The sequence below is a fragment of the Candidatus Methylacidithermus pantelleriae genome (assembly GCF_905250085.1).
In the GTDB taxonomy this organism is placed as follows: Bacteria; Verrucomicrobiota; Verrucomicrobiia; order Methylacidiphilales; family Methylacidiphilaceae; genus Methylacidithermus; species Methylacidithermus pantelleriae.
In genome coordinates, this window is record NZ_CAJNOB010000006.1 from 1 (window position 1) to 21532 (window position 21532).

Below are 21532 nucleotides of genomic sequence, written 5' to 3' on the forward strand. Positions count from 1 at the left end.
CCCCAAGCCCCCAGCGAAACCTTTTGTGGTGTGTCTTCTATCCCCTCAGATCTCCCGCCCGCACCCTACCGAGTCCTTAACGTCGGCAACGGTCGTCCGGTTGGTGTCTTGCGGTTGCTCGAAATTTTGGAAGAGCTTACCGGGCGGAGCGCCAGGCGTGTTTACCTCCCACCCGCTCCGGGGGACGTGCCGGCGACCTGGGCCGATATCGAACCTCTGGAGAGACTCACGGGCTTTCGACCCCTAACCTCTCTCGAAGAGGGATTGCAGCAATTTGTTGCATGGTACGAAAAGGAAGGGCGCTACTTAGATATACCGGACAGCGATCGTTCTCCCTCTTGCTTTCACTAAAGAGTGAACAGAAGGAAAAAAGACCGGGCTTGCACTCCTATTTCCCTTCCCGTGGCTCGATATGCCAGCAAAATTCCGAAAAAAGCGTCTCCCACAAGCCACGACACGCCGCGCAAGTAAGAAAACGTTTCCACCATCTCAATCGAAAGCTTGCCTTGAGCCGCCCGCCTCTGCTCCGTTTTTCTTTCCTCAAAAACCGTCATAGACCCTCCGCAAAGAACCCCGTGATTTCCACCGCGGGAGCAATTGCGGCTGCGCCGAGGGGACCGTGGGGCGCAGGATGGGGTGGATCGTCGAGAGGGTCACCAACCGGAATGGGGTCGATCCAACGGCCTATCATCTGGTTTGGTCTCCGAAGGATGGGTGCGACGTGTTGACCGGTGGATGGCTGGGGAAAACGGGAGCGATACTGGATGCGATCTGGGCCGAAGCTGGGTAACCTGTGATCTCCCAGGAGATCCAGCCGATTGCAGTAACCTTTTTGTGGGCATCCCGCCTGGTATCGCTGTGGCCGATGCCGTTAAGCTCTTCAAGGGCATCACGGTCAGGCGGCGGTTCCACCGTTTCGTTGCGCGGAAAAAGCGGCTGTGGGGCGGCGAGCTGTGGTCGCCGTCGTCGTCCGTCGGCACGGCCGACAATGGGAGCCCCAAGAGTGTCTCCTGTTCTCTCGAGGGTTCTTAGCATGTTACCCGACGAAGGTGATGATTTAGGATGGGGACGGCGTCGATCCAACAGGATGTTACGGCGGAAGAAGCAAGATCGCCTACTCCACTCTACTCCGCCCGTGCCGACGTCTGCAACCAGGTCAATCCGGTGGTGCGCGAACATTGCGTCTGGAACAGGGTAGCTCTGCACCAGCGGCCGCTCCTACACCCTGCTGCTCTAGGCAACGCCTTTGGGCGTCCAGGTGTATTGCAATACCATCTTGACGGTGTGCACGTCCTGCAGGGCAAAGAAGGCATGGGGATGCATCAGGAAGGAGCCACCCGTTCCGGCCATCCGCTTTGCCCGTATCAGTGTGCACTTCGACAAGCGCAGGTACACATAAAGAGTGAGGTGGTCTTACTCTCCACGATCGATGGACGCGTCAGCTTCGCCCTGCATGTGGGCGAGTACCCAAAGCGCATCTGTGCCTCCAGAGGCTAACGGAAAGCCGAATGGGTCTTTGGGGAGAGGACGTGGTGTCTCAATCTGGTCGTTGAAACGAAAGATAGCCAAGCTCTGGCATTCGGCCCCCGTGCTGGGCGTAGATGTCGGGCAAAAGAATTTCGCCACCAAATGCACGGGCAAAATGTTTAGCGGCGGAGAAGTTGCGCGACAAGCGCGACCGCTTCCTTGCCCTGTGTCGTCGTCTTGCCTCCAACGGCATCCGGAGCGCGAGACCCAAGCTCCGGCAGCTTTCCAGCAGAAAGATGGGGCCGCGTTTGGCACATGACCGCGAAACCGATAGGGCCATCGTCCAGGCCTCCGTCGAGAAGGGTCGACAGGGTCGGGATGGACCACCGCACGCAGATCCGCGACCGGTGGAAGGCCGTGCCGGGATCTGCCGTCCTTCGTCCAGTGCGAGGCAAGCGCGGCCGGCATCGCGGTCGAGTATATCGATCCAGCCTCCACCAGTCCGACCTCTTCGTGCTGTGGAAGTCTGGGAAACGCTCGGGACATCGTTCCGAGTGTCCTTACTCTCGTCCCCGGCCGCACAGCGACGTCAACGCAAGTCGGAAGATTGCCCAGATGGGCAAGGCCGTGGCTTCGCCAAGGACGACCGTAAACAGGTCTCATGTTGGGAGCGTGGCGAAGGCGAGCCATCTCTGCGCTCTACCCGAAAGCCTGCGACTTTCAGTCGCGGGTTGTTTACTTGCCGAAGGAGAGCTACAGGGGAATTTTGCCCGAGAGGCCAAGAGTGTGTAGAACCTCGCGCTCAGTCCCATCCCTCGGAAGACGCCGCGAAGTCCTCGTGCTCGAGTGCTTCCGGGGTTTCTTCGATCGGACTTATACCAGGAGGGCGTCTTTCCCAACGGACGAGAACCCGGTAAACGCAGGGGACCACGAAAAGCGTAAAAAACGTGGCAACGGAGACCCCTCCAATCACAACAACCGCAAGCGGAACCCGAACTTCGGCCCCTGGACCTAGCCCGAGCGCGGGCGGGATCGCTCCGGCCACCGTAGCCAAAGAGGTCATAAGGATGGGTCGCAGGCGTACCCTTGCACCTTGGAGAATCGCCTGCTCTAACGAGAATCCCTGCGCGCGGGAGGTGTTAAAAAAATCAACCAAGAGGATGGAATTTTTCTTTGCGATCCCCATAAGGAGGATCATCCCGATCCCACTATACAGGTTAAGTGAGTGACCTGTGAGATACAAGGCAAGGAGCGATCCTGTGAGAGAAAAGGGGAGAGCCACAAAAATGGTAACGGGATGAAGGAAGCTATTAAATTGTGCTGCCAAAACCATATAGGCAACGACAAACCCAAGACCCAAGGTCATGGGAAACGCGGCAAAAGATTCCTGTGTGGTTTGAGAAATCCCGGTGGGTCGCACCTGGTACCCAGCTGGGAGAACCTCCTGACAGATGTGCAGAGCCCGATCCATCGCTTTCCCTTGAGAAACGCCCGGTTTCACATTGGCGTACAGGGTAATGGCCCTGCGGCGATTCTCTCGGGTTACCGTAACCAGACCCCGAGCCAGCTCGATGTGAGCCAATTTCTGCAAAGGAATAGGCTCGCCAGCATAAGCAGACCAGACATTGAGCCGGACGACATCTTCCGGATGGCTCCACTGGCTAGGAACCAAACGCAAGCGCACATCGTAACGGCGGATGTCTTGCTCGTGGGTGTACTGTCCTTGCCGCATTCCTCCGATAGCAGAGCCGACGGTTTGAGCAATGGAAAGCATGCTAACGTTGGAAAGATTGGCTTTCTCCCGATCGGGGATCAAATGAACTTCCGAAACGCCGTACCGGAAATCCGTATCCATATCAACGAAAAGGCCGGTTTGCTCCATTCGCCGCATAATTTCTTGACTTTTGTGCCGGAGAACCTCATAGTCGGAACCCTGCAGGCTTAATTCAAGATTTGCGCCATGTTTGGTCGATAACGCAGCTTGAGAAAGGTCAATCGCTAAAACTCGTAGCTCCTTGTCTTTTTTTACTTCCGTTCGGATCCTTTCCATTGCCTCCGTTTGTGTGACCGTACGCTTTTCCCTAGGAACCAGGGTAATAAACATGTTAGCTTCGTTGGTTTCTCCCCCATAATACCCACCCACCGCGGTCAAAACTTTGTCAACGTAAGGCTGGGCGCGCAAAAAGTCTTCCAGCGCTTTGATTTTCTGAGCTGTATATTGTAATGAGGAGCCTACCGGTGTATGCACTCGGAGAAGAATCATACCCACGTCCTGGGTTGGGGCTAATTCGGTATGAAGTTTGGGAAAGAGGGTGAGGGAAAAAAGAAAGAGAATTCCGGAAGAGGTAATGATTAGCCACGGGTGTTTCAAGCAAGGTTGAAGCAAGCGAGCGTAAGCTTGGGCAAATCGATCGAAAAGGCCATGTACCCTTTTTGCGAACGCTCCGTCGGGTGCGTGGCGTAAAAATTGAGCACAACGCATCGGCGTAAACGTGAGAGCTTCGAGGAGAGAGAGCAATATGGCACTACAAATCGTGATTCCAAACTGGAAAAGAAATCGACCAATGACACCACCGACAAAGAGAACCGGGGCAAACACGGCAACAATGGAAAGGGTCGTTGCCATCGCGGCAAAACGGATCTGTCCTGTTCCGTCCAGTGCTGCCTGGGTGCTATTTTTCCCCATGTGGAAGTGACGAACGATATTTTCCAAAACCATAATGGCATCATCGACAACAATCCCCATCGCAAGGGAAAGGGCCAGAAGCGTAAAATAATTGAGCGTAAAACCCATGAAGTAAATGACCAGGAATGTCCCTAAAATGGAGGTTGGTATGGCAAAAATAACATTGAGGGTCGAGTTAATGGATGCCAGAAAAAGCAGGCAAACGACAGCCGTGATAATCCCGGAAAGAACAACCGTAAATTCGGTCTCGCGGACGGCGAGTTCTGTGAACCGGGACGCGTCGTAACTAATTTTGATGTCCATTCCCGGAGGGAGCGTTTTGTTTAATTCCTGGACAACCTGGCGGACCCGGTGGGCGACCTCGATCTCGTTGTAGCCTCGAAGCTTTTGGATCCCTAGTGAAAGGGCCTGTTTCCCGTCCCTTCGAGAGAGCCGGCGCATATCCATAAGGCCATCCTCCACCTGGGCAACGTCCCCGATGTGCAAGGGAGCCGACCAGACGACGCCACCTCCCACGCCGGTAACGGGCAGGGTAGAGATATCCCCACGTACGGTGATCGGGATTTGGGCCAGTTCCTGAGGGCTTCTTGCCTCGCCCATGAAACGGACGGAGTATTCGTTTTCGGAGCCTTCCAGGTACCCAGAGGGTACCTGAACGTGCTGGGAGGCAAGGGTATTTTGAATATCTAAAATGGACAGCTGCCACCGGTTGAGTTTTTCCCGGTCGACCCATACGCGAAGGTTACGATCGGCCCATCCGCCTAGCTGGATATCCCCGACTCCGGGGATTAAAAGGAATTTGTCGCGGACGTTGAGATCCACGTATCGAATGAGATCTTTATAGGGGCGATCCCACGCTAGAGACAGCCAGAGGATTGGGTTTTCGTCCTGATTGATTTTATAAATTCTAGGCCGGTCCGCATCCGTGGGAAGCTTGACCGATTGAATTTTTGCATATGCCTCCTGGAGGGCGGCATCCATATCTCGATCCATGTAGAACTCAAGCTTGATTCGTGCGACCCCCTGTCGCAGGGTCGATTCCACATTCTTAATCCCATGGACGGAAATAAGAACTTCTTCCAAGGGATCCACCACTTCGTGCTCAAGGACGGTGGGATCGGCTCCTGGCCACGTTACCACTACGGTCAAAACCGGAAACGTCACATCTGGTAGCTGGCTCACTCCCAGGCGCAGGTACGCAATCCCTCCAAAGAACATGAGGGAAGTCATGAGCATCCACGCAAAGACAGGCCTGCGTATGGAGATCTCAGAAAGTCGCATGATTAGCCGGAAATCCGATTCCTCATGGGTCTATTCTTGGGAAGGAGAGCGAGGCAAGGGAGTCGCCGGAATGCCCAGTTCTTCAGGCTTCCCCGTAAGAGGCTCTTTTTGCGCGCGATACGCCGGACGGCGCGGACCCTCCCGGGAGACAACCAGGTAAGCACACGGAACTACTAGAAGCGTAAAAAGGGTGGAAACCAGCACGCCTCCTAGAATGGTTACGGCCATCGGAACGCGGCTCTCGGTCCCTGGCCCCAAGGCCAGAGCCGGGGGAATGGCTGCAGCCAGGGTAGCAAAAGACGTCATAAGAATCGGCCGCAACCGGATCGGACCTGCTTCCAGAAGGGCTTCTTTCGGTGAAAGCCCGCCTTCCTCCCGCCGCCGGTTCGCGAAATCCACCAAAAGGATCGAATTCTTTTTGGCAATCCCCATAAGAAGGACCATGCCGATCATGCTATAGAGATTTAAGGACTGTCGTGTGAGGTAGAGGGCCAGAAGGGCTCCCGTAAGGCTAAAGGGAAGAGCTAGGAGAATGACCAAAGGGTAGATCAGGCTATTAAATTGCGAAGCCAAAACCATATAGGAAATGACGACTCCTAACCACATGGCAAAGCTCAAACTGGAAAAAGCTTCCCGAAACGATTGGGCTCCGCCGGTTAAATAGAGCTGGAAACCGGAAGGGAGTTCCTTTCGTGCTACCCGTTCGGCAACCTGAAGGGCTTCCGCTTGTGAAACGTTGGGAGCCACATTGGCAAAGAGAGTAATCGCTCGCTGTCGCTGTCTTCGAACTAGTGTCTGGTGGGTAGGAACCGTTTCCAATTTCACAACGGAACGAATCGGAATGACCTCGTTGGTTATCGTTCGCACATCAAGCTTAAGGATATCCTCCGGTCGTACACGCTCCCCTGCGTCGAGACGAATCCGAATGTCGTACCGCCTTTCACCGTTGGTAAACTGGCTTTGGGTTACCCCACCGATGGCTGCGGCTACCGTATTGGCAATGGTGGTAATCGGAACCCCGTAGGCGGCCGCCGCGACACGGTCGGGGAAAACGCGGACTTCCGGCATGCCGGTCCGGAAGTCGGTATCGAGATCTTCAAAAAGGTGGGTTGCCGCAAGCTTCTCCATAACTCGATGTGCGATCTTTTGTAACTGCTCATAATTGGAGCCCCGGATACTCAGTTCCACAGGGAAGCCCCGGCCCGTAGTAAAGGCTCGGCTCGAAAGATCTTGGACTGTGATGCGAAGGGAAGGGATTTTTTGAAGCTCCTCTCGGAGCTCTCGCATGAGCTGGGCTTGGCTTTTGCGCCGTCTTTCCCTGGGGACAAGACTTACGTAAATCGTGCCCACGTTGACCTCGCTATCCACCAGATTCCCCGCTGGAGCACCCGTCCGGAACGTAGGACCACCGACCTGACCGAAGAAGCTAGCCACTTCTGGATGCTTGCGTAAAAGCTCCTCGCATTGGATGAGCTTACGGGTGGTAAACTCAAGCGAGCTTCCGATCGGAGCTTGGACTCGCAAGAGAAAGTATCCGGTGTCCTGCGGGGGAAGAAACTCCCGCGGAAGGGTGCGGAGAAATGCCAGCGACACAGCAAAGGCCAGAGCCGAACCCGCGAGAACCCATCCTGGGTGCCGCAGGCAACTTTCCAAGGTTTTTCGATAGATCCGGGCAAGGTAGCCAAATACTGCCGCTGTCATTTTCGGTAACCCTCTTGCCCGGTTCGGTGGCTCCAACAACTGGGAACATCGCATGGGGGTAAGGGTAACGGCCTCCAGGAGGGAAAACGCTACCGCGGCCGAAATGGTAACCCCAAATTGGAAGAAGTATTGCCCGATAATGCCCTGCATAAAAGCAACGGGCAAAAAAATGGCCATGATGGCCACGGAGGCCGCAATCGCAGCAAAGGTGATTTCGTTGGCCCCCAGGCGGGCGGCGGCGACCCTGCCAAGTCCTTGCTCACGATGCCGCACGATATTCTCAAGCACCATAATGGCATCATCTACGACGATCCCGATGGCCAGGGACAGACCCAAAAGCGTAAAAAAGTTCCGGGTAAATCCCATAAAATACATGACGATAAAACTGCCCATAACAGAGGTGGGGATCGCAAAAAGAACGTTAAGGGTAGAGCTCCAGCTTCCCAAAAAAAGAAAGCAAGCTAGCCCAGTAACGATCGCAGATAAAAATAAGGTAAAAAGAGTCTCGTTAACCGAGTCTTCGATATATCTGGTGGTATCATAGACGACTTTAAGCTCAATATCGGAAGGCAAAGTGGGCCGGATTTCCTCTAGCTTTTTTTTCACAGCTCGCGCGACGGCCACCGTGTTGGCCCCAGGCTGTTTCTTGATTCCCAAGGCAAGACCTACTCCTCCCTGGAGAACTGCAAGGCGCCGGACGTCATTAAGGCCATCTTCAACCCGGGCCACATCGCGAATGCGAATGCGGGATTGATAGATCGGTTCTGTACCGCGCCGTTTGATTTGAATCGCTCCGACTTGTTCGGGTGTAAGACCCTCTGCCATCGCCCGGACGTTAAGCTCTTTCTTTTGATTTTCCACGTACCCGGCTGCGACCTCGACTTGTTCTTGTTGCAGCGCAGTTTGGACATCAAGGATCGTTAGCTGTAAGGGTTTTAGCTTTTCGTTTTGTACCCAGACTCGTAAATTCCGCTCGGTAAAACCAAAAAGAGTGATCTCCGCAACGCCGGGGACAATCTGAAAGGTGTCGTGGAGGTAGAGGTCAACGTAGACAACTAGGTCGCGAAGGGAACGCCGCGAGGAAGCAAGACCCAGAAGGAGAATGGGCTGATCCTCTGGATTATCCTTGACCAGAATAGGTAGGTTGGCGTCGGCTGGCAATTTTACGGCACTTAGCTTGGACTGAACTTCCGTGAGCGCGGCGTCAATGTTTCGTGAAACGTCAAACTCAAGGATGACCGACGCTTGGCCTTGTTGAATGTAAGAGGTAATCTGGCGGAGCCCGTCTGCGGAAATGATTGCCTGCTCGACCGGATCCACGATTTCCGTTTCCATCGTTTCTGGGGTTGCACCGGGCCACATCAGGTTAATCGTAAGCACAGGAAAATCGATCTCTGGGAGCTGGCTAATCCCCATGCGCGATAGCGAAATCGTCCCAAAGAGGATGAGTGCCGCCATGAGCATCCAGGCAAAGACCGGCCGGCGAATGGAAAGTTCTGGAAGAGTCATGGAGAGGACCGGGTGGCCTAGGGTTTCGGCGACGCCGCTTTTCTTCTACCTCCTCGAGAAAAAAGCTCCCCTAAGTAATCACTTAATCTACGCCTGGCTGGTATTTTCATCAATACAGCAGATGGCGCTCCCCCAACTCGGGTAAAGGAATCCGGGTCGGACTCCATCGCCCGCTCCCCCCGATTTCCCTTGCTTGAGGGTTCCCAGATGGGTCGGAGCCAAGGTCCCAAAAACAGAGACGTTCCAGGAAAAAAAGGGTTTCCCAAGCTTTTTGCGATAGCCAGAGGTAAGATGAATAAAGGGAAGGTCAATCTTTTGAAGATCATTTCTTTCTCATTGGATCTTGTCCGGCCTTTTTTCCTGTTTTCTCGGGTGGATGCAGAGAGCTTCTTCCCTTCCCAGGGAAAAGATTCCGTTCTTGGCTTTCCTCCAAGGGACCAGCACTGGCAGGGTAGCTGGAGAAAAAGATTCTTTTTGGAACCGCGGACAAGTCCCGGGACAGCCCGTTTTCTCTCCTGCGCTCTTTTTTGCGAACGGGGCAAAGCCCGGACCTTAACCCAATGTGGGTCTTGGGGTTCAGGAAGGACTGGATCAGTCTCTTGCGGCATGATGGCCTCCCGCCATCCCCTCGATCCGGAAGCGGGCGGATTTTGAGGCTAGCGGAAACCTGAATCGGGGAGTTATCCTTCCCCGGACATGACCGTGCACGAGCTTACTACCCGGCTGGCTCAGGGAGGGGAGCTCATCCAGGTATCCTTGCCTTGTCAAGTGGTTCAATTACGCACCTTACGCGCGCGTAACGGTAATCCCTACATCGAATTGGAATTTACCGACGGCACGGCAAGCCAGAGGGTACGTGTGTGGCATGATCATCCCGCCTATCCTGAGTGCCGGGAGCTAGAGGAGGGAGGGTTTATTTTTTTGCAGGGAGTACTGCGCCGTACCCCTTGGGGATTAAGCGGGGAAGAGCTAAAAGTGCGGCCTCTGACGCCCGATGAGGTTGAGGAGTTACTTGCAGGCCCCCCTGATCGACACGTTTTCCAGGAAAAAGCATACCAGAAGGTAGTTGAGTTCATTGGGAAGGTGACTGACCCGCGGTTACGAAAGCTTGGTCTTAGCTTTTTAGAGGAACACGGTGCTCAATTTCGAAGGGCGCCGGCAGCAAGGGAATACCATCATGCTTACCGAGGAGGCCTATTGGAACATGTCGCGCAGATGCTGGAAGCTGCGTCGGCCCTGGAGCCTGTATACCCCAATGTGAACTGGGATCTTGTCCGGGTGGGAATTCTTTTTCACGATAGCGGGAAATTGTGGGAACACAGTTGTGGTGCTCGAACTCTCGCCTCTCATTCCACCCGAGTTGGGGAGCTCCTGGGTCACATCCCCATTGGGATTGAGCTTGTGAATCGCCTCTGGCGGGATCTTTCTCACAGTCCTGAGTTTTCTCTACCTGGAGAGCCGCCTGCAGAAGACGTGCGGCAACATTTACTCCATTTGATCGCTTCGCATCATGGTCAGAGGGAATTTGGGTCTCCTGTCACGCCCAAAACACCGGAAGCCTGGGTCCTTCATTATCTGGACAACCTGGATGCGAAGCTTGCCATGCTTAAGGCTGCCTATGAGGAAACGGTCGCCGATCTTCGTGGGATCTACGAACGACGTCCTCCGTTGGAGGGCCGGCCGGTGGAACCGTTACCTCGGTATCGCTCGACTTAAGGCATGGAAAGGATGCCTCTTGGATCCGGTTGCGTGGAATGGCACCTCCCGGATTGCCTCATCCCAGGCTACGGGTTGTCCCCGCACGGGAGCGCTACCGTCCCGGGCCTCCATATCCCCCTAAATAAGATCCTATCGGACCCGCTGCTTCCCAGGGTTCCGGCCGGTTCCAGGGTAGGGTAGAAACATTTCCGGAGGAGGTAGAGGCGGGAGATGGGTTGGAACTGGAAGACGCGGTGCGGGATTGCGAAGCACAACCTGCAAAAAGCAAGCACAAGACCCCCAGCCACCCTGCCTTCACTACCCGGCGTGTCATCTCTTCCATCCGGCCATGCACGATGGATCGGCTCATTCGCGTGTTCCCCCACTGACTTCGTCCCCTGGCTCAATCTTTCCTTTCACTGTGTCGGTCAAAATATCGGCTACCGCGCTGCGAGCCTCGGTAGATACAACTTTGATCCGTCCCACGTATTGCTTGTTATGATAAACAAAAAGTTCGGCATTTTCCACAAGACCCTGCTTTTCCCCGATATCCAAAATGACAAAATTCCACGTCCGGTTGACTGAAAGCACTTTTCCTTTGACCGGGTGCGGGAGGGCCGTTCTCCCAGAGCCCTCAACCATCCCACGCAAGCGAGCGATTTCGTTGCGGGCGGCCTCCAAGCTCTGCTGGAGGTTTTCTTTTTCCTTTTCAAGTTCTTGCACCTTGTCTTGGGTCGTCGGGTCGGTCTCATCATGCGCTCGCGCGAGTTTTTCTTCAGCCTCTCGGAGCTTCTTTTCTAACTGGGCTGCCTGATCTTTGGTTAGCAGGAGATCGCCCTCCAAAGAAGTATTCTTTGCTCGCAACTCGTTCAGCTGCGCAGCGGTTTGAACAAGATTGGCCTTTGTGGTCGTAAGCTCCGTTTCGTTTTTTAACAGTTCCAGATCCTTTTGTTTCACGCGATTGATGGCCCCGACAAGCTCCTGTCGCGATTGATTCCGCTGGCGCACCACCAAGTACGAAATCCCTCCGCAGGCTACCACTCCCAAAAGCGTAAGCAGAAGGAAGAATCGGACCATGGCTTGTTGTGGCTAAAGCAAAGCGAATGTGAGCCGTTTGGCCCTTTTTTTACCTTCTTTTTTCTCAAACGCAAACCAAAACCTGTAATCATGCAAACGGTCGGCCTTTCCCAATACTGTTTCCCAGGGATTACACGTTCAGAATGGACGGAAAGCCTCCTCGGACGGGTTTTGAAAGAAAGAACGATCACTCGAACAAAACGGGCACGTTTGCAAGGTCCTAACTCTCAAGGCGGATGGCCCGCCATTTCGAGTAGCTACTTTCCCTTTTTTGGTAAAGCCTTGCGTGAGCTTTCGAGCCAAACCCCAATGCTTGCACCTCTGGGAAAGTCTATCCGGTAAAGACTCTTTAACCAAATGTGTGTGCCCTCTGCGGGGTCCTCGCTCTTTTTTTGGAAAGCTTGGTGTCGTTCCCTTGTCTTGAAACGCTATCTGGAGGGTAGCCTCTCTCCCATGGCAGGGATGTACGTCTTCAATGCTTGGGGCACCGAGGAAAATCCATTGCCCCGTCAGCTAGCAAACGGATGCGTCAGGGTCATGGGCGCAACAAACCAGAGTGCGGGAGCCTTGGGTAAGGCCGGTGGGTCCGCGGCCTAGCTTCCTTTTCGTACGGCTATCTATTCGGGGTGCAAGACTGTGACAAGCTCGCGACTGGGGCAGCGGGTTTGTGCGGGATATAGAGACCTAGGGAGGATTTCCCCAAACGTCAGATTCCAGTGAAGGAGGGAGGGGTAAAAAAAGGGTTAACCGCTTTTGGGGTTCCGAAGGGGACTCTCGGAGAATCTCCAAAGGTAGGCGTGATCCTCCCCTTTTGGCTATTTCTTCTTTGCTTTCTTTAAGCAGATCCAATAGATCCTGAAGCTTTTGCACCGGCTTGCCGTTGCACGCTTGGATTCGATCGGAAGGACAAAGACCGGCGCGTCCTGCAGGGGCCTCTCTATCCACAGCTAGAACCAGAATGCCAGGTCCGGAGTCCTCCACGAGCAACATACCCTCGGGAGGATCAAACGGTTCATCCCAGAGCCGGCCTGTCTTTGGGTCCAAGAGACACACCCGAATGGATTCCCCCTCCAGCGTATAGAAAGCTTGTCGGAAAAGGACAACCCGAGTCCATGGGCTCTGCCTAGCTGCCCGAATAGGCCCGGCGGAAGGGGCCCGTTCTACTTGCCCCACAGAATCAAAGGCTCCGTTACGACTAAAGGCCTGGTTTGCCTGGCCATGGGAAAGGATGGGAGGGGAGCCGGGTGTTTCCTCAACAGGTGTCCGGTACACAAGTCGCCACGTGTAACTTGTTGGGACGGCCCATCCCGAATGGATGGCTGTCGGATAGCGCGCGTGAACTCCCTGTGGGGTTTCTTCCAGGGGAAGGGCCTCCCACAGCGGGGGCCGATAGGAAGTTGACCAAAGGTAGGGCATTCCCCAAGCGGCCACCACGAAAAGGAGGCTTCTCCCAAGCAAATGCAGGGTCCTGGGCCTTAAGGGAAAGATCCGGGCGCACATAACCTTACGGGCTAGAGCCTGCCGAGCCCTCGTGTGCGATATCGGCCAGGAACCGGTCCACATCCAGGGGGGATGGGCTTTGGATCATGAGAATCTTCTGGCGGGATTTTTTGCCGGCTATAATCGAGACCCGACAGGGTTTGGGTCGGAAGAGCTGGGAGAAAAAACGCACAAGCTCCTCGTTGGCCCTGCCTTCCTGGGGAGGGGATTGGACTTCGATCTTCCAGCCGTCCCCGTGACGCCCCAGCAGACGTGTGTGAGATCCCCGAGGTTTGACCCAAACCTGGAGCCGGTACTGGAAAGCGGGACGCGACATTCCAAACTTCCTGTGCCAGAGTCGACCGAAAGGGGTTCCGGCTCTGCAAAAAAGGCAAACACGACCTTAACTTGCCCTTTATCCTATCACAAGTCGGGAGGTTCTCCGAATAGGGCAAAAAAACTTTCCCGTTTGATGCGTTTTCGTGTTCCTTTCCGGTCGCCAAGTGTGCTAGGTTAGCTGAGTCATGGTAGCCAATCCGAAATGGCCTCCAGGGGATTGGGACGACAAAAGAAAGATCTTTCTTGAGCTTTTTCGTATCCTGGTCGTCCTAGCGGGGATCACTCTTGCGGCCCGAGCAATGGGTGGAATTCTTCGGTTTTTCCTCTTTCACATGGCTGATCTCTAGGGGAAGGAGCTTTTCCCAAGGGTGGCCGTCGACTGTAAGAGGTCCCCGGAGGTGCCTCCCGCGGCTAGAACAAAACATGTTGGCTTTCCCGTTACCGAAAGGGAAACGAGCCGGTTCTTTGTCACGCGATTTTCCCAGTGCAAGGCTCTTTTGCTTGCGGGCGAGAAGGCTTGCCGGGCTGTCACAGGTCCAAGCGACCCCAACGGGATTCGAACCCGTGCTACCACCTTGAAAGGGTGGTGTGCTAACCACTACACAATGGGGTCAGGAGAGGAGACAAGTTCCCTCAATCACGTAGTAAATCAGAGTTTTGGGTCTTGAGCAACCGCCGGGTGACTGGGCCCCCATTGGACCCGGACCGGGCAGGAACTGGGAAGAATGACTTCCACTTTGACCTGGGCGGCCAGCTCTCCCAGCCGTTCCATCACCCGGCGTTTGGCCAGGGCGGGGTCGTTGCAATCTTCGCTCAGATGTCCCAGGTAGACCTCCCGCAGTTCCGCTCTTGCCAATGCCGCCACTAGTTCGGCTGCGGCTTCGTTGGAGAGGTGGCCGTGCCGGGAGATGATGCGCTGTTTGATGGACCAGGGACGCTTGGGATCCTTTTGGAGGAGTTCCATTTCGTAATTGGCTTCTAACAGGATTCCGCGTGCCTCTCGCAGCCGTTCGATGACCAGCCCCGTAACGTACCCGAGGTCGGTCACAATGCCAAAACAACCCTGCGCGTGCCGCAAAAGAAGCCCAACCGGATCGTAAGCATCGTGCGGAACCGGAAAGGTCTCCATTTGGAGATCCGCAAGTTCGATAGCCCGTCCGGCCTCCACAGGAATCCACCGGGGAGGCTGGGTCAGCTGAGGAGAGATGACCCGGTAGGTAGTTGGGCTACAAAAAAGAGGGACCGGGTACTTTTTCAATAGTACCGGTAGCCCGCTGGCGTGATCCGAATGTTCGTGGGTGAGGAGGATTCCGTCGAGATCCGCGGGAGACAGGCCAATCTTGCGGAGAGTGTCTTCTAGCCTTCGGCAGCTCAGTCCGGCATCTACGAGAAGTCGGGTGCAGTTGGTTGCAACGAGAGTCGCATTGCCTTTGCTGGAACTAGCGAGAATGGTCACCGAAAACATGGCTATCACTCCATAGGAAAAAGGAGCCGGATGGGCCAGCCTGAGTTTTGGGAAGGAACCCAAGTCTTAGGTATCCGAGCCGGCCGGAGCCCCCTTGACCAGATGGGCTTTTGGGAGTTGGCATTTTTTTTGCTAGGAGGCTACACTTTCGGTAGCCATGGGGGATGTAGGCCTCTATCAAACCGTCCGGCTTGCCCCGACTCTTTCCCCGCAGATGCGTCAATCCCTTACGCTTCTGCAGGCCCCCGCGCTTGAGCTTCGAGCTTTGGTAGCCCAGGAGCTCGCAATGAACCCGGTTTTGGAAGAGTGGGAAGAACAAGTGCGCCGGGAAGAGGAAGACCTTGAGACGGTCATTCAAGAGGAACTTGAATGGGACGACTACTTTTCCCAACTGCAAGGCGCCAATGGGTACGATGAGGAAGCCGCCGAGAAGAGGCGCCACTTTTTTGAATCCCAATCAGTCGGGCCTACGCTGGCGGAGCATCTGGAAGCCCAGCTTGGTTGGGTAACCAAGGACGCCACGATGCGGAGGGCCGCCCAAGAAATCATTGGCAATCTCGACGAGGACGGCTATTTGCGGGTTCCCCTGGAGGAAGTGAGCCTGGGGTGCGGGTTAGCCCTGGATACGGTCAAAGAGGCGCTCCAGCTGGTCCAGTCTCTGGATCCGGTTGGGGTAGGTGCACGGGATCTGAAGGAATGCTTGCTCCTTCAGCTGGATAGGCTTGGAAGGCGGGAGGATGTAGAGGGAAAAATCGTTGCGCAATATCTCGAAGAGCTGGGCAAAAAGAAGTGGCAAGTCATTGCGCGAGCTCTTCGGGTTTCCTTGGACCGGGTACGCGAGGCAGCGGATTTGATCTCCAGCCTTGATCCCAGACCTGGAGCTCGCTTCAGCCGGGACGAAAAATTCCGGGTGATTCAAGCCGACCTCATTGCCGAAAAAGTTGGTGAGCGGTGGATTGCGATTCCGAATGAGGCGGTGGTTCCCCGGCTGCGGATTAGTGATACCTACAAGGAGCTTTTGGCCTCATCCCATTCCGATCCTTCTGTCCGGCAGTATCTCCGAGAAAAAATCCGTGCGGGTCGCTTTCTCATTAAATGTCTTCTTTTGCGGGAACAGACGCTATTGAACGTCGCCAATGCTATTGTCCAACATCAACAAGAGTTTTTTGAAAAAGGAGCGATTGCGCTTCGGCCTCTTACCATGAATCAAATTGCAAGCGAGGTGGGGATCCATGAAACAACCGTGAGCCGCGCGATTGCCCATAAGTACATGGAAACCCCCTGGGGCATGTACGAGCTTAAATACTTTTTCTCTTCGGGATACCAAATTTCCAACGGTGCCGTTGTGTCCACCCGCTGCATTAAGGAAGCAATTGCGGAAATGATAGCTCGGGAGGACCCAAGACGTCCCTTGTCTGACCAGGAGCTTGTAGCGCGACTCGCCGAGAGAGGGATCCGGCTGGCAAGGCGTACTGTTGCCAAGTACCGGGCGAGCTTGCGCATTTTGCCTTCCCATCTTCGAAAGTCGGCCCCCTAGGATCCTGCAAAAGTCAACGATAATTAAGTCGACGAATAAGACTCAATAAAAGACCCGAGCATAGCGCTTTTCGGGAGGCTGTGCGTCATCCCGTTCTATGCAAGGTTCGTTGATGGTCTTGAGGAAGATAGACCTCCGACCTTCAAGAGGGAGATCAATATCGAAGGGAAGTTCGAACAAGAAAGGTCAGGGATACTAAACTGGATGCTGGACGGGTTAAGTTGGTGGTTAAATGGTAGCCGGATAAAGAAGGAAATGGAGAAGGTGGAGTCGGTAAGGCGGATGACAATGGAGTTCTTCACCGAGGGGAATGTTTTTTATGGGTGGTTGCTCGAGTGCACGGTAAGGGATGGTAGTTCGGTTACTCCTTTTGAGAAGCTATATGAGAGTTTCAGACCATATTGCGAAAATTACGGAGAGAAGGAGGTAATCAAACCGTGCTACTTCTCCAGGTATCTGAAACAAGCTGTGTTCCCTGCTGTTGCGAAAAACCGTCCACCGGACAGGCAAGGGATTCGGTTGAAGAGGGAGGACAATGTGCGTGGTGACCAAGAACCTCAAGTGATCCGTTTCCCACAGTCTCCGTTACAGAGGGTTTTGCAGGAGGAAGGGTATCGGGTGGCCCAGTCGGAAGAAGGACCGAATGGAGAGGTTTTGGAGGAGGAAGGAGAGGATCAAGAACCGTTTTAAACCAAAAAAGGAGGTAGAAATGCTGAATGTGACAGGAAATGCTGAATATGGTAGGGATAGCGCTAGAACCATTTGTGAGAAGCTTAGTAAGATAGAAAACCTAGCTAGGAAAGCTAAGGAGGAGATAGAACAATCGAAAGATCATTGGTATGGGCTTAAGTCACATATTTGAAAAGCTAGGAAATTGGTTGATGAGTGTGGTAAATTGGATGGTGGTGAGGAATACGCGGTTGTTGATGCCGGAACGGGAGATGGGCTTGAAATGATATGTGGAATAAGAAGAGAAATAGAAGATCTAACATCTCTTCTTAGAGACATAGAGGAATCTATGAGTGAGAAATTGGGGGAGGGTGGTTATAAATGCTTTATTGTCCTTGAGCTATGCGAATTACTTGGGTCAGAGTTGGAACATGTGTTTGGACTAAGTAGGACCCAATGAAACGGTCGATCCTGGTCCTATGCATCGGCATGCTGCTGTCCGCCAGCACCGTAACGGGAAGGTGCTACGGGTACTTTGGTAATCGGTTGGAGGAGGTAGAAGAGAAGCTGGATGATGTGAAGGATTCTATGGATACCTTGGAGGAATCCTTGGATGAAATAAAGAATTCATTGGATGAGAAGTCTGTGGGTGACTTGGAGGAATCCTTGAATGAAGTTAAAAGTTCCTTGGATGATGTAAAGAGTTCCTTGGATGATATCGAGGATACCTTGAGAGATATCGAGAGGTGGGAGATGCTGAGGTGATAGCCTTGGAAGAATGGGAGGATTCCTGGGGGCTCTTCGCCTGCCGGAAGCTAAGTATGGTCTCCGAGGAGTTCGAATTCGTTTCGGACCGGCAGGATGGGAGTGTTTGGATGAAGGTGGACTACATCGAGGCAAAGCCTACCGGAGGGGAAGTGTGGGAGCAAAGATCTGTCAAGAAAAGCCGATTTCTGAGACCGGAAAGGGACTGCGGTACTCGCCAACGGTGACGTTTCGCTGTGTCCGATCCTTCCAACTTCCTTTCCGGTCCGCACGTGAGAGGTGAGGAGTCCTTTGGGGTGTTCCTTTTGGCTAAGAGCGGGATGCCGGAAGTAACCGAAACCTCCCGAGCTGGCTTCCCGGGAGTCGTCCGTGGGAAAAAGCGGCCTTTTTAGCCACATGGAATCGCAAGACCTTGTTCAGGTTCCTTTTGCATGGTCTGTGGGACGTGTGCGCTTTTGAGAAGGGAAGAAGTCTTTTTTTTTTCCAGAAAGCTTCTAGGAGGGGGTAGGGGGAGAAAAAAAGACTCTAGGAACGGAAGGGAGCTTTGCTAGGTAGCCCGGGACATCGGCTAGGGGCAAAAGAGGGCAGGAAAAAACTTAGAATTGGCCCAAGGCGTTACCCAACGGGTTTCTTTTCTCTTTTTCTTTCGCTGGCTTTTTGGAGAAGGTTCTTACCGGCGCAAGAAAAGCCGGTAGATCCAAAGAGCTACGGTCAAAAGAAAACTCAGTAAAAGGCAGGTCGCTAAGGGAAAATAGAAAGAAAAATTACCCTTCTCGATACGGATGTCTCCGGGCAAGCGTCCCAGCCAGCCCCGGCCGAAACCACTAGAGAGTACCAGCCCGGCAACAACAAGAGCGATCCCCGTTAGGATGAGAAACCGTCCCAATTCTCGCACATTAACATATTGATCCCAGAAAGGCTTGTCTTGCAAGAAGAGCCCCCGAGCCGAAACGGGTTTTAGCTCTTCACCGGTTGCAGCTGGAAAACGGGGATTTCGGCCTCCAGCTGTACCGCGCGGAAACTGCCTTGGGACTGGAGCTCCTCAAGGGTGAGCTTGACTACGGATGCGAGTTTTTGAGGGTCACCACCCCCGGCCTGGCCCAGCTCTTGGTTTCCTCCTCCCTTGCCCTCGATGGCTGCGGCTAGTTTTTGAACCAGCTTCCCCGCATGGAAGGTATGCCGAAAATGTTTGCCCACCAGTACGACCAGGGAGGCTTTTCCTTTCCAGTGCCCAGTGAGAACCGCCATGCCTCCCCATCCCAGCGATTTCAACGCTTGGGCTAGGGCCAGAAGATCTCCAGGTTCCCGCTCCCCGAGATGTACGACCACAACCGGTTCGTCTTTTTTCCCTTCGACCTTGGCCAGAAGCTTTTGGGCTAGTTCCTTTGCGGATCGTTTCCGGTTCTGTTCCTTCTGGTGATCTCGCTCGTTTAGCCACGTTCGGATAGCTTCCCACTGTTGGATCCATCGTTCCCACGCTTGCCAGCTTTCCCGAATCGAATCGGGGATCTCTAGGGGATCCAGGGCCGGAAGCTCTGGAAAGCGCTTCTTCCAGAGTCTGTACTGTTCCTCCCTTTTGGGGAGCTCTTCCCGGATGACATCCAAAAGCGCCGGTCCGGCAACCGCTTCGATCCTTCGGACGCCGGCACCGACGGCCCGCTCAGCTGTGATGGTAAACCATTCCAGTTCCCCCGTATGTCGCACATGGGTTCCCCCACAAAGCTCTTTGGAATAGTCCCCGATTTCTACGACCCGAACGATGTCCCCGTATTTTTCCCCGAAGAATTGCAGGATCGTTGGGTCATTCCGCACATCCCGAGAGGGCCGAAGGACCCATCGAACTGGGTCATCCCGTTGGATGCATTCCTGCACGAGCTCTTGGACGCGCTTGAGCTCCTCGCGATTCGGGGCCCGTGGGCAAGAAAAATCGAATCGAAGCTGGTCCGGACCTACATAAGAGCCTCGCTGCCGGGTTGCCGGGCCAAAAACCTCCCGCAAAGCCCAGTGCAGAAGGTGCGTAGCCGTATGGTGGATCTCAATCCGCAAGCGTCGAGCCTGGGCCACTGCAAGGATAATTTCCTCCCCTTCTTGGGCGGGGCACCCAGGTTCGACCCAATGTTCCAGAGCCTGCCCTCTCCTTTGAACGTCATGAACGGAATAGCTCCGTCCCTGGTGCGTAAGCGTCCCCACATCACTCACCTGGCCCCCCATCTCGGCGTAAAAGGGGCTTTTGTCCGTAATGATTCTTCCATTTTTCCTCCGCACAATCCGCGCGCGGGCTTCCAGGGTATGGTAGCCGACAAATTCGGTTACCGGGGAGGAGGGTTCGGTATCCACCACCTCGATTGTCACCCGCCGTTGCGCTTCTTGGGAACGTCGGCGTTGCTCGTCTAAAAGTTTCTGAAATCCAGCTAGGTCGACTTCCATCCCTTCCTCTTGGGCCAAAAGCTGCGTGAGATCGATGGGAAACCCGTAGGTATCGTACAATTGGAACGCTTTTTCTGCAGGGAAAAGCGCCGAGGTTTTCCTGGACACCTCCTGGCGGAAAAGTTCCATTCCTTTTGCCAAGGTTCGCAGAAAATTGTTTTCTTCCCGGCAAATCCACTCCTCCACTTCCGGTTGTGCCCTCCGGATTTCGGGAAATGCGTCCCCCAAAGTGGCGCAAACCATTCCCACAAGCCGGTGAAGAAAAGGTTCTCGAAAGCCCAGTACTTCACCGTAGCGGACCGCCCGGCGCAGCACTCTCCGAACTACATATCCCCGGCCTTCGTTACTGGGATAGATCCCGTCAGCGATGGCAAAGGTGAGCATGCGGATGTGGTCGGCAATCACCCGGAAAGCGATGTCGCGTTTCTGTTCGGGTGTTCTTCCCCGGGTCCCAGGATCCGGCAAAGTGCCTTCGTAGCAATGGCCGCTAAGGTTTTGGAGCTCTTCCAGGATCGGACGAAAGAGATCGGTCTGGTAGTCGTCGGGGACCTGTCCAAAACGCCGGAACTTCTCTGTACCTTGGATGATGGCGCATACCCGCTCCAAACCCATACCCGTGTCCACATGGCGAGCAGGTAGGGGAACGAAAGACCCATCCTCTCGAGCGTCAAGCTCGATAAAAACGAGGTTCCAGATCTCAAGGCAATGGGGATCCCCCTGGTTGACTCGCTGAGGCCCCCCCTTGCCCTCTGGTGCGAGATCCACGTGGATTTCGGAACACGGCCCACACGGGCCGGTCTCTCCCATCATCCAGAAATTATCTTTTTTACTCCCAAAGACGATATGACGACTGGGATCCAGCCCTTCCGCTTGGAACAGTTGCGCCCAGTGCCGATAGGATTCCTCGTCGAATTGCCCCGGTTCCCCGGGGCTGGGCCGGTAGACGGTCGCGTAGAGTCGCTCTTTAGGGAAGCCCCATTGGTGAACCAAAAGTTCCCATGCCCAGGCAATCGCTTCCTTCTTAAAGTAATCCCCGAAGGACCAGTTTCCGAGCATTTCAAAGAAGGTGTGATGGTAAGTATCTAGCCCGACGTCTTCCAGATCATTATGTTTACCCCCTGCCCGTATGCACTTCTGGCTATTGGCTGCCCGCGGGGGATGGAAGGGGGGAGATATTTGCCCCAAAAAAATGGGCACAAACTGGTTCATCCCGGCGTTGGTAAAAAGGAGATTGGGGGAGTCCGGCAAAAGGGACGCGGAGGGGACAAGGGTATGCCCACGGTTGTGAAAAAAACGAAGAAAACTCTCTCGAATTTCCCTGGAGGTCATGGGGCACTCCATTTTGGTACCGATCCCAATCAATCGTGGCACATGCACGGAGGCCGCAAAGGATTCCCATGCGTCTCCATCATGATCGATCATCCTGGAGAGG

Annotated in this window: 17 protein-coding genes, 1 tRNA gene and 1 pseudogene; 9 read left to right on the forward strand and 10 right to left on the reverse strand. The window is 54.4% G+C overall.

Annotated features, from left to right (window positions below; genetic code table 11):
- Positions 1-351 (forward strand): annotated as a pseudogene (locus KK925_RS02825) (hypothetical protein); the annotation flags it as partial.
- Here KK925_RS02825 and KK925_RS02830 read toward each other — a convergent pair.
- Positions 348-554: a hypothetical protein gene (locus KK925_RS02830; protein ID WP_174582885.1), complete on the reverse strand. Its 207-nt coding sequence runs from the start codon at positions 552-554 to the stop codon at positions 348-350. The pseudogene KK925_RS02825 and the gene KK925_RS02830 sit on opposite strands and share 4 nt — an antisense overlap.
- 77 nt (positions 555-631) lie before the next feature.
- Here KK925_RS02830 and KK925_RS02835 point away from each other — a divergent pair, with 77 nt between their 5' ends.
- Entirely contained in the window at positions 632-790 is a 159-nt protein-coding gene (locus tag KK925_RS02835; protein ID WP_174582883.1) for a hypothetical protein, read from the forward strand.
- Entirely contained in the window at positions 736-1032 is a 297-nt protein-coding gene (locus tag KK925_RS11385; RefSeq protein ID WP_407929030.1) for a transposase, read from the forward strand. Before KK925_RS02835 ends, KK925_RS11385 begins: the two co-directional genes overlap by 55 nt.
- A gap of 1237 nt (positions 1033-2269) precedes the next feature.
- Here the strand turns inward: KK925_RS11385 and KK925_RS02850 are convergent.
- Together KK925_RS02850 and KK925_RS02855 are read right to left on the reverse strand one after the other, a co-directional pair.
- Entirely contained in the window at positions 2270-5434 is a 3165-nt protein-coding gene (locus KK925_RS02850) for an efflux RND transporter permease subunit (protein ID WP_174582887.1), read from the reverse strand.
- Between the two features lie 30 nt (positions 5435-5464).
- Positions 5465-8644 carry an efflux RND transporter permease subunit gene (locus KK925_RS02855; RefSeq protein ID WP_174582888.1) on the reverse strand — a complete coding sequence of 1060 codons (3180 nt, stop codon included), beginning with the start codon at positions 8642-8644 and terminating at the stop codon, positions 5465-5467.
- A gap of 696 nt (positions 8645-9340) precedes the next feature.
- On the opposite strand from KK925_RS02855, the gene KK925_RS02860 reads away from it, so the two are divergent.
- Complete coding sequence (locus KK925_RS02860; RefSeq protein WP_174582889.1) at positions 9341-10360, forward strand: 3'-5' exoribonuclease YhaM family protein; 1020 nt, start codon at positions 9341-9343, stop codon at positions 10358-10360.
- Between the two features lie 348 nt (positions 10361-10708).
- On the opposite strand, the gene KK925_RS02865 is transcribed toward KK925_RS02860, so the two are convergent.
- From KK925_RS02865 to KK925_RS02875, 3 genes are all read right to left on the reverse strand, one after another.
- Positions 10709-11419, reverse strand: coding sequence for a hypothetical protein (locus KK925_RS02865; protein ID WP_174582890.1), 711 nt, complete (start codon positions 11417-11419; stop codon positions 10709-10711).
- 684 nt (positions 11420-12103) lie between these two features.
- Positions 12104-12850, reverse strand: coding sequence for a PDZ domain-containing protein (locus tag KK925_RS02870; protein WP_214096241.1), 747 nt, complete (start codon positions 12848-12850; stop codon positions 12104-12106).
- Between the two features lie 73 nt (positions 12851-12923).
- Positions 12924-13235 carry a DUF167 domain-containing protein gene (locus KK925_RS02875; protein WP_174582892.1) on the reverse strand — a complete coding sequence of 104 codons (312 nt, stop codon included), beginning with the start codon at positions 13233-13235 and terminating at the stop codon, positions 12924-12926.
- Positions 13236-13422: 187 nt separating this feature from the next.
- Between KK925_RS02875 and KK925_RS02880 the strand changes: the two genes are divergently transcribed.
- Positions 13423-13584, forward strand: a complete 162-nt coding sequence (locus KK925_RS02880; protein ID WP_174582893.1) for a hypothetical protein — start codon at positions 13423-13425, stop codon at positions 13582-13584.
- Positions 13585-13778: 194 nt separating this feature from the next.
- Here KK925_RS02880 and KK925_RS02885 read toward each other — a convergent pair.
- Together KK925_RS02885 and KK925_RS02890 are read right to left on the reverse strand one after the other, a co-directional pair.
- Positions 13779-13850 (reverse strand) — tRNA-Glu (locus KK925_RS02885).
- A gap of 36 nt (positions 13851-13886) precedes the next feature.
- Positions 13887-14702, reverse strand: coding sequence for an MBL fold metallo-hydrolase (locus tag KK925_RS02890; protein WP_174582894.1), 816 nt, complete (start codon positions 14700-14702; stop codon positions 13887-13889).
- 157 nt (positions 14703-14859) lie between these two features.
- Between KK925_RS02890 and rpoN the strand changes: the two genes are divergently transcribed.
- From rpoN to KK925_RS02910, 4 genes are all read left to right on the forward strand, one after another.
- Entirely contained in the window at positions 14860-16239 is a 1380-nt protein-coding gene (rpoN, locus tag KK925_RS02895) for an RNA polymerase factor sigma-54 (RefSeq protein WP_174582895.1), read from the forward strand.
- Between the two features lie 537 nt (positions 16240-16776).
- Positions 16777-16929, forward strand: a complete 153-nt coding sequence (locus KK925_RS02900; protein WP_214096242.1) for a hypothetical protein — start codon at positions 16777-16779, stop codon at positions 16927-16929.
- Positions 16930-17113: 184 nt separating this feature from the next.
- Positions 17114-17368 carry a hypothetical protein gene (locus KK925_RS02905; RefSeq protein WP_174582897.1) on the forward strand — a complete coding sequence of 85 codons (255 nt, stop codon included), beginning with the start codon at positions 17114-17116 and terminating at the stop codon, positions 17366-17368.
- 86 nt (positions 17369-17454) lie between these two features.
- A complete protein-coding gene (locus KK925_RS02910) occupies positions 17455-17673 on the forward strand; it encodes a hypothetical protein (RefSeq protein ID WP_174582898.1) in 219 nt (72 codons plus the stop codon).
- Positions 17674-18343: 670 nt separating this feature from the next.
- On the opposite strand, the gene KK925_RS02915 is transcribed toward KK925_RS02910, so the two are convergent.
- Both KK925_RS02915 and alaS read right to left on the reverse strand, forming a co-directional pair.
- The gene (locus KK925_RS02915) at positions 18344-18604 is read right to left on the reverse strand and encodes a DUF2905 domain-containing protein (RefSeq protein WP_236027824.1); all 261 of its coding nucleotides are present in this window, start codon (positions 18602-18604) and stop codon (positions 18344-18346) included.
- Between the two features lie 26 nt (positions 18605-18630).
- Positions 18631-21522, reverse strand: coding sequence for an alanine--tRNA ligase (gene alaS / locus KK925_RS02920; RefSeq protein ID WP_214096243.1), 2892 nt, complete (start codon positions 21520-21522; stop codon positions 18631-18633).
- Between the last annotated feature and the right edge of the window lie 10 nt (positions 21523-21532).

What these genes read in the sequence shown, in the direction of transcription:
- alaS (WP_214096243.1), bottom strand. Translation starts at nt 21,522, where the DNA reads ATGATCGATCATGATGGAGACGCATGGGAATCCTTTGCGGCCTCCGTG.
- KK925_RS02860 (WP_174582889.1), top strand. Translation starts at nt 9,341, where the DNA reads ATGACCGTGCACGAGCTTACTACCCGGCTGGCTCAGGGAGGGGAGCTC.
- KK925_RS02850 (WP_174582887.1), bottom strand. Translation starts at nt 5,434, where the DNA reads ATGCGACTTTCTGAGATCTCCATACGCAGGCCTGTCTTTGCGTGGATG.
- KK925_RS02855 (WP_174582888.1), bottom strand. Translation starts at nt 8,644, where the DNA reads ATGACTCTTCCAGAACTTTCCATTCGCCGGCCGGTCTTTGCCTGGATG.
- KK925_RS02890 (WP_174582894.1), bottom strand. Translation starts at nt 14,702, where the DNA reads ATGTTTTCGGTGACCATTCTCGCTAGTTCCAGCAAAGGCAATGCGACT.
- KK925_RS02835 (WP_174582883.1), top strand. Translation starts at nt 632, where the DNA reads ATGGGGTGGATCGTCGAGAGGGTCACCAACCGGAATGGGGTCGATCCA.
- KK925_RS11385 (WP_407929030.1), top strand. Translation starts at nt 736, where the DNA reads ATGGCTGGGGAAAACGGGAGCGATACTGGATGCGATCTGGGCCGAAGC.
- KK925_RS02880 (WP_174582893.1), top strand. Translation starts at nt 13,423, where the DNA reads ATGGTAGCCAATCCGAAATGGCCTCCAGGGGATTGGGACGACAAAAGA.
- KK925_RS02830 (WP_174582885.1), bottom strand. Translation starts at nt 554, where the DNA reads ATGACGGTTTTTGAGGAAAGAAAAACGGAGCAGAGGCGGGCGGCTCAA.
- KK925_RS02875 (WP_174582892.1), bottom strand. Translation starts at nt 13,235, where the DNA reads ATGTCGCGTCCCGCTTTCCAGTACCGGCTCCAGGTTTGGGTCAAACCT.
- rpoN (WP_174582895.1), top strand. Translation starts at nt 14,860, where the DNA reads ATGGGGGATGTAGGCCTCTATCAAACCGTCCGGCTTGCCCCGACTCTT.
- KK925_RS02865 (WP_174582890.1), bottom strand. Translation starts at nt 11,419, where the DNA reads ATGGTCCGATTCTTCCTTCTGCTTACGCTTTTGGGAGTGGTAGCCTGC.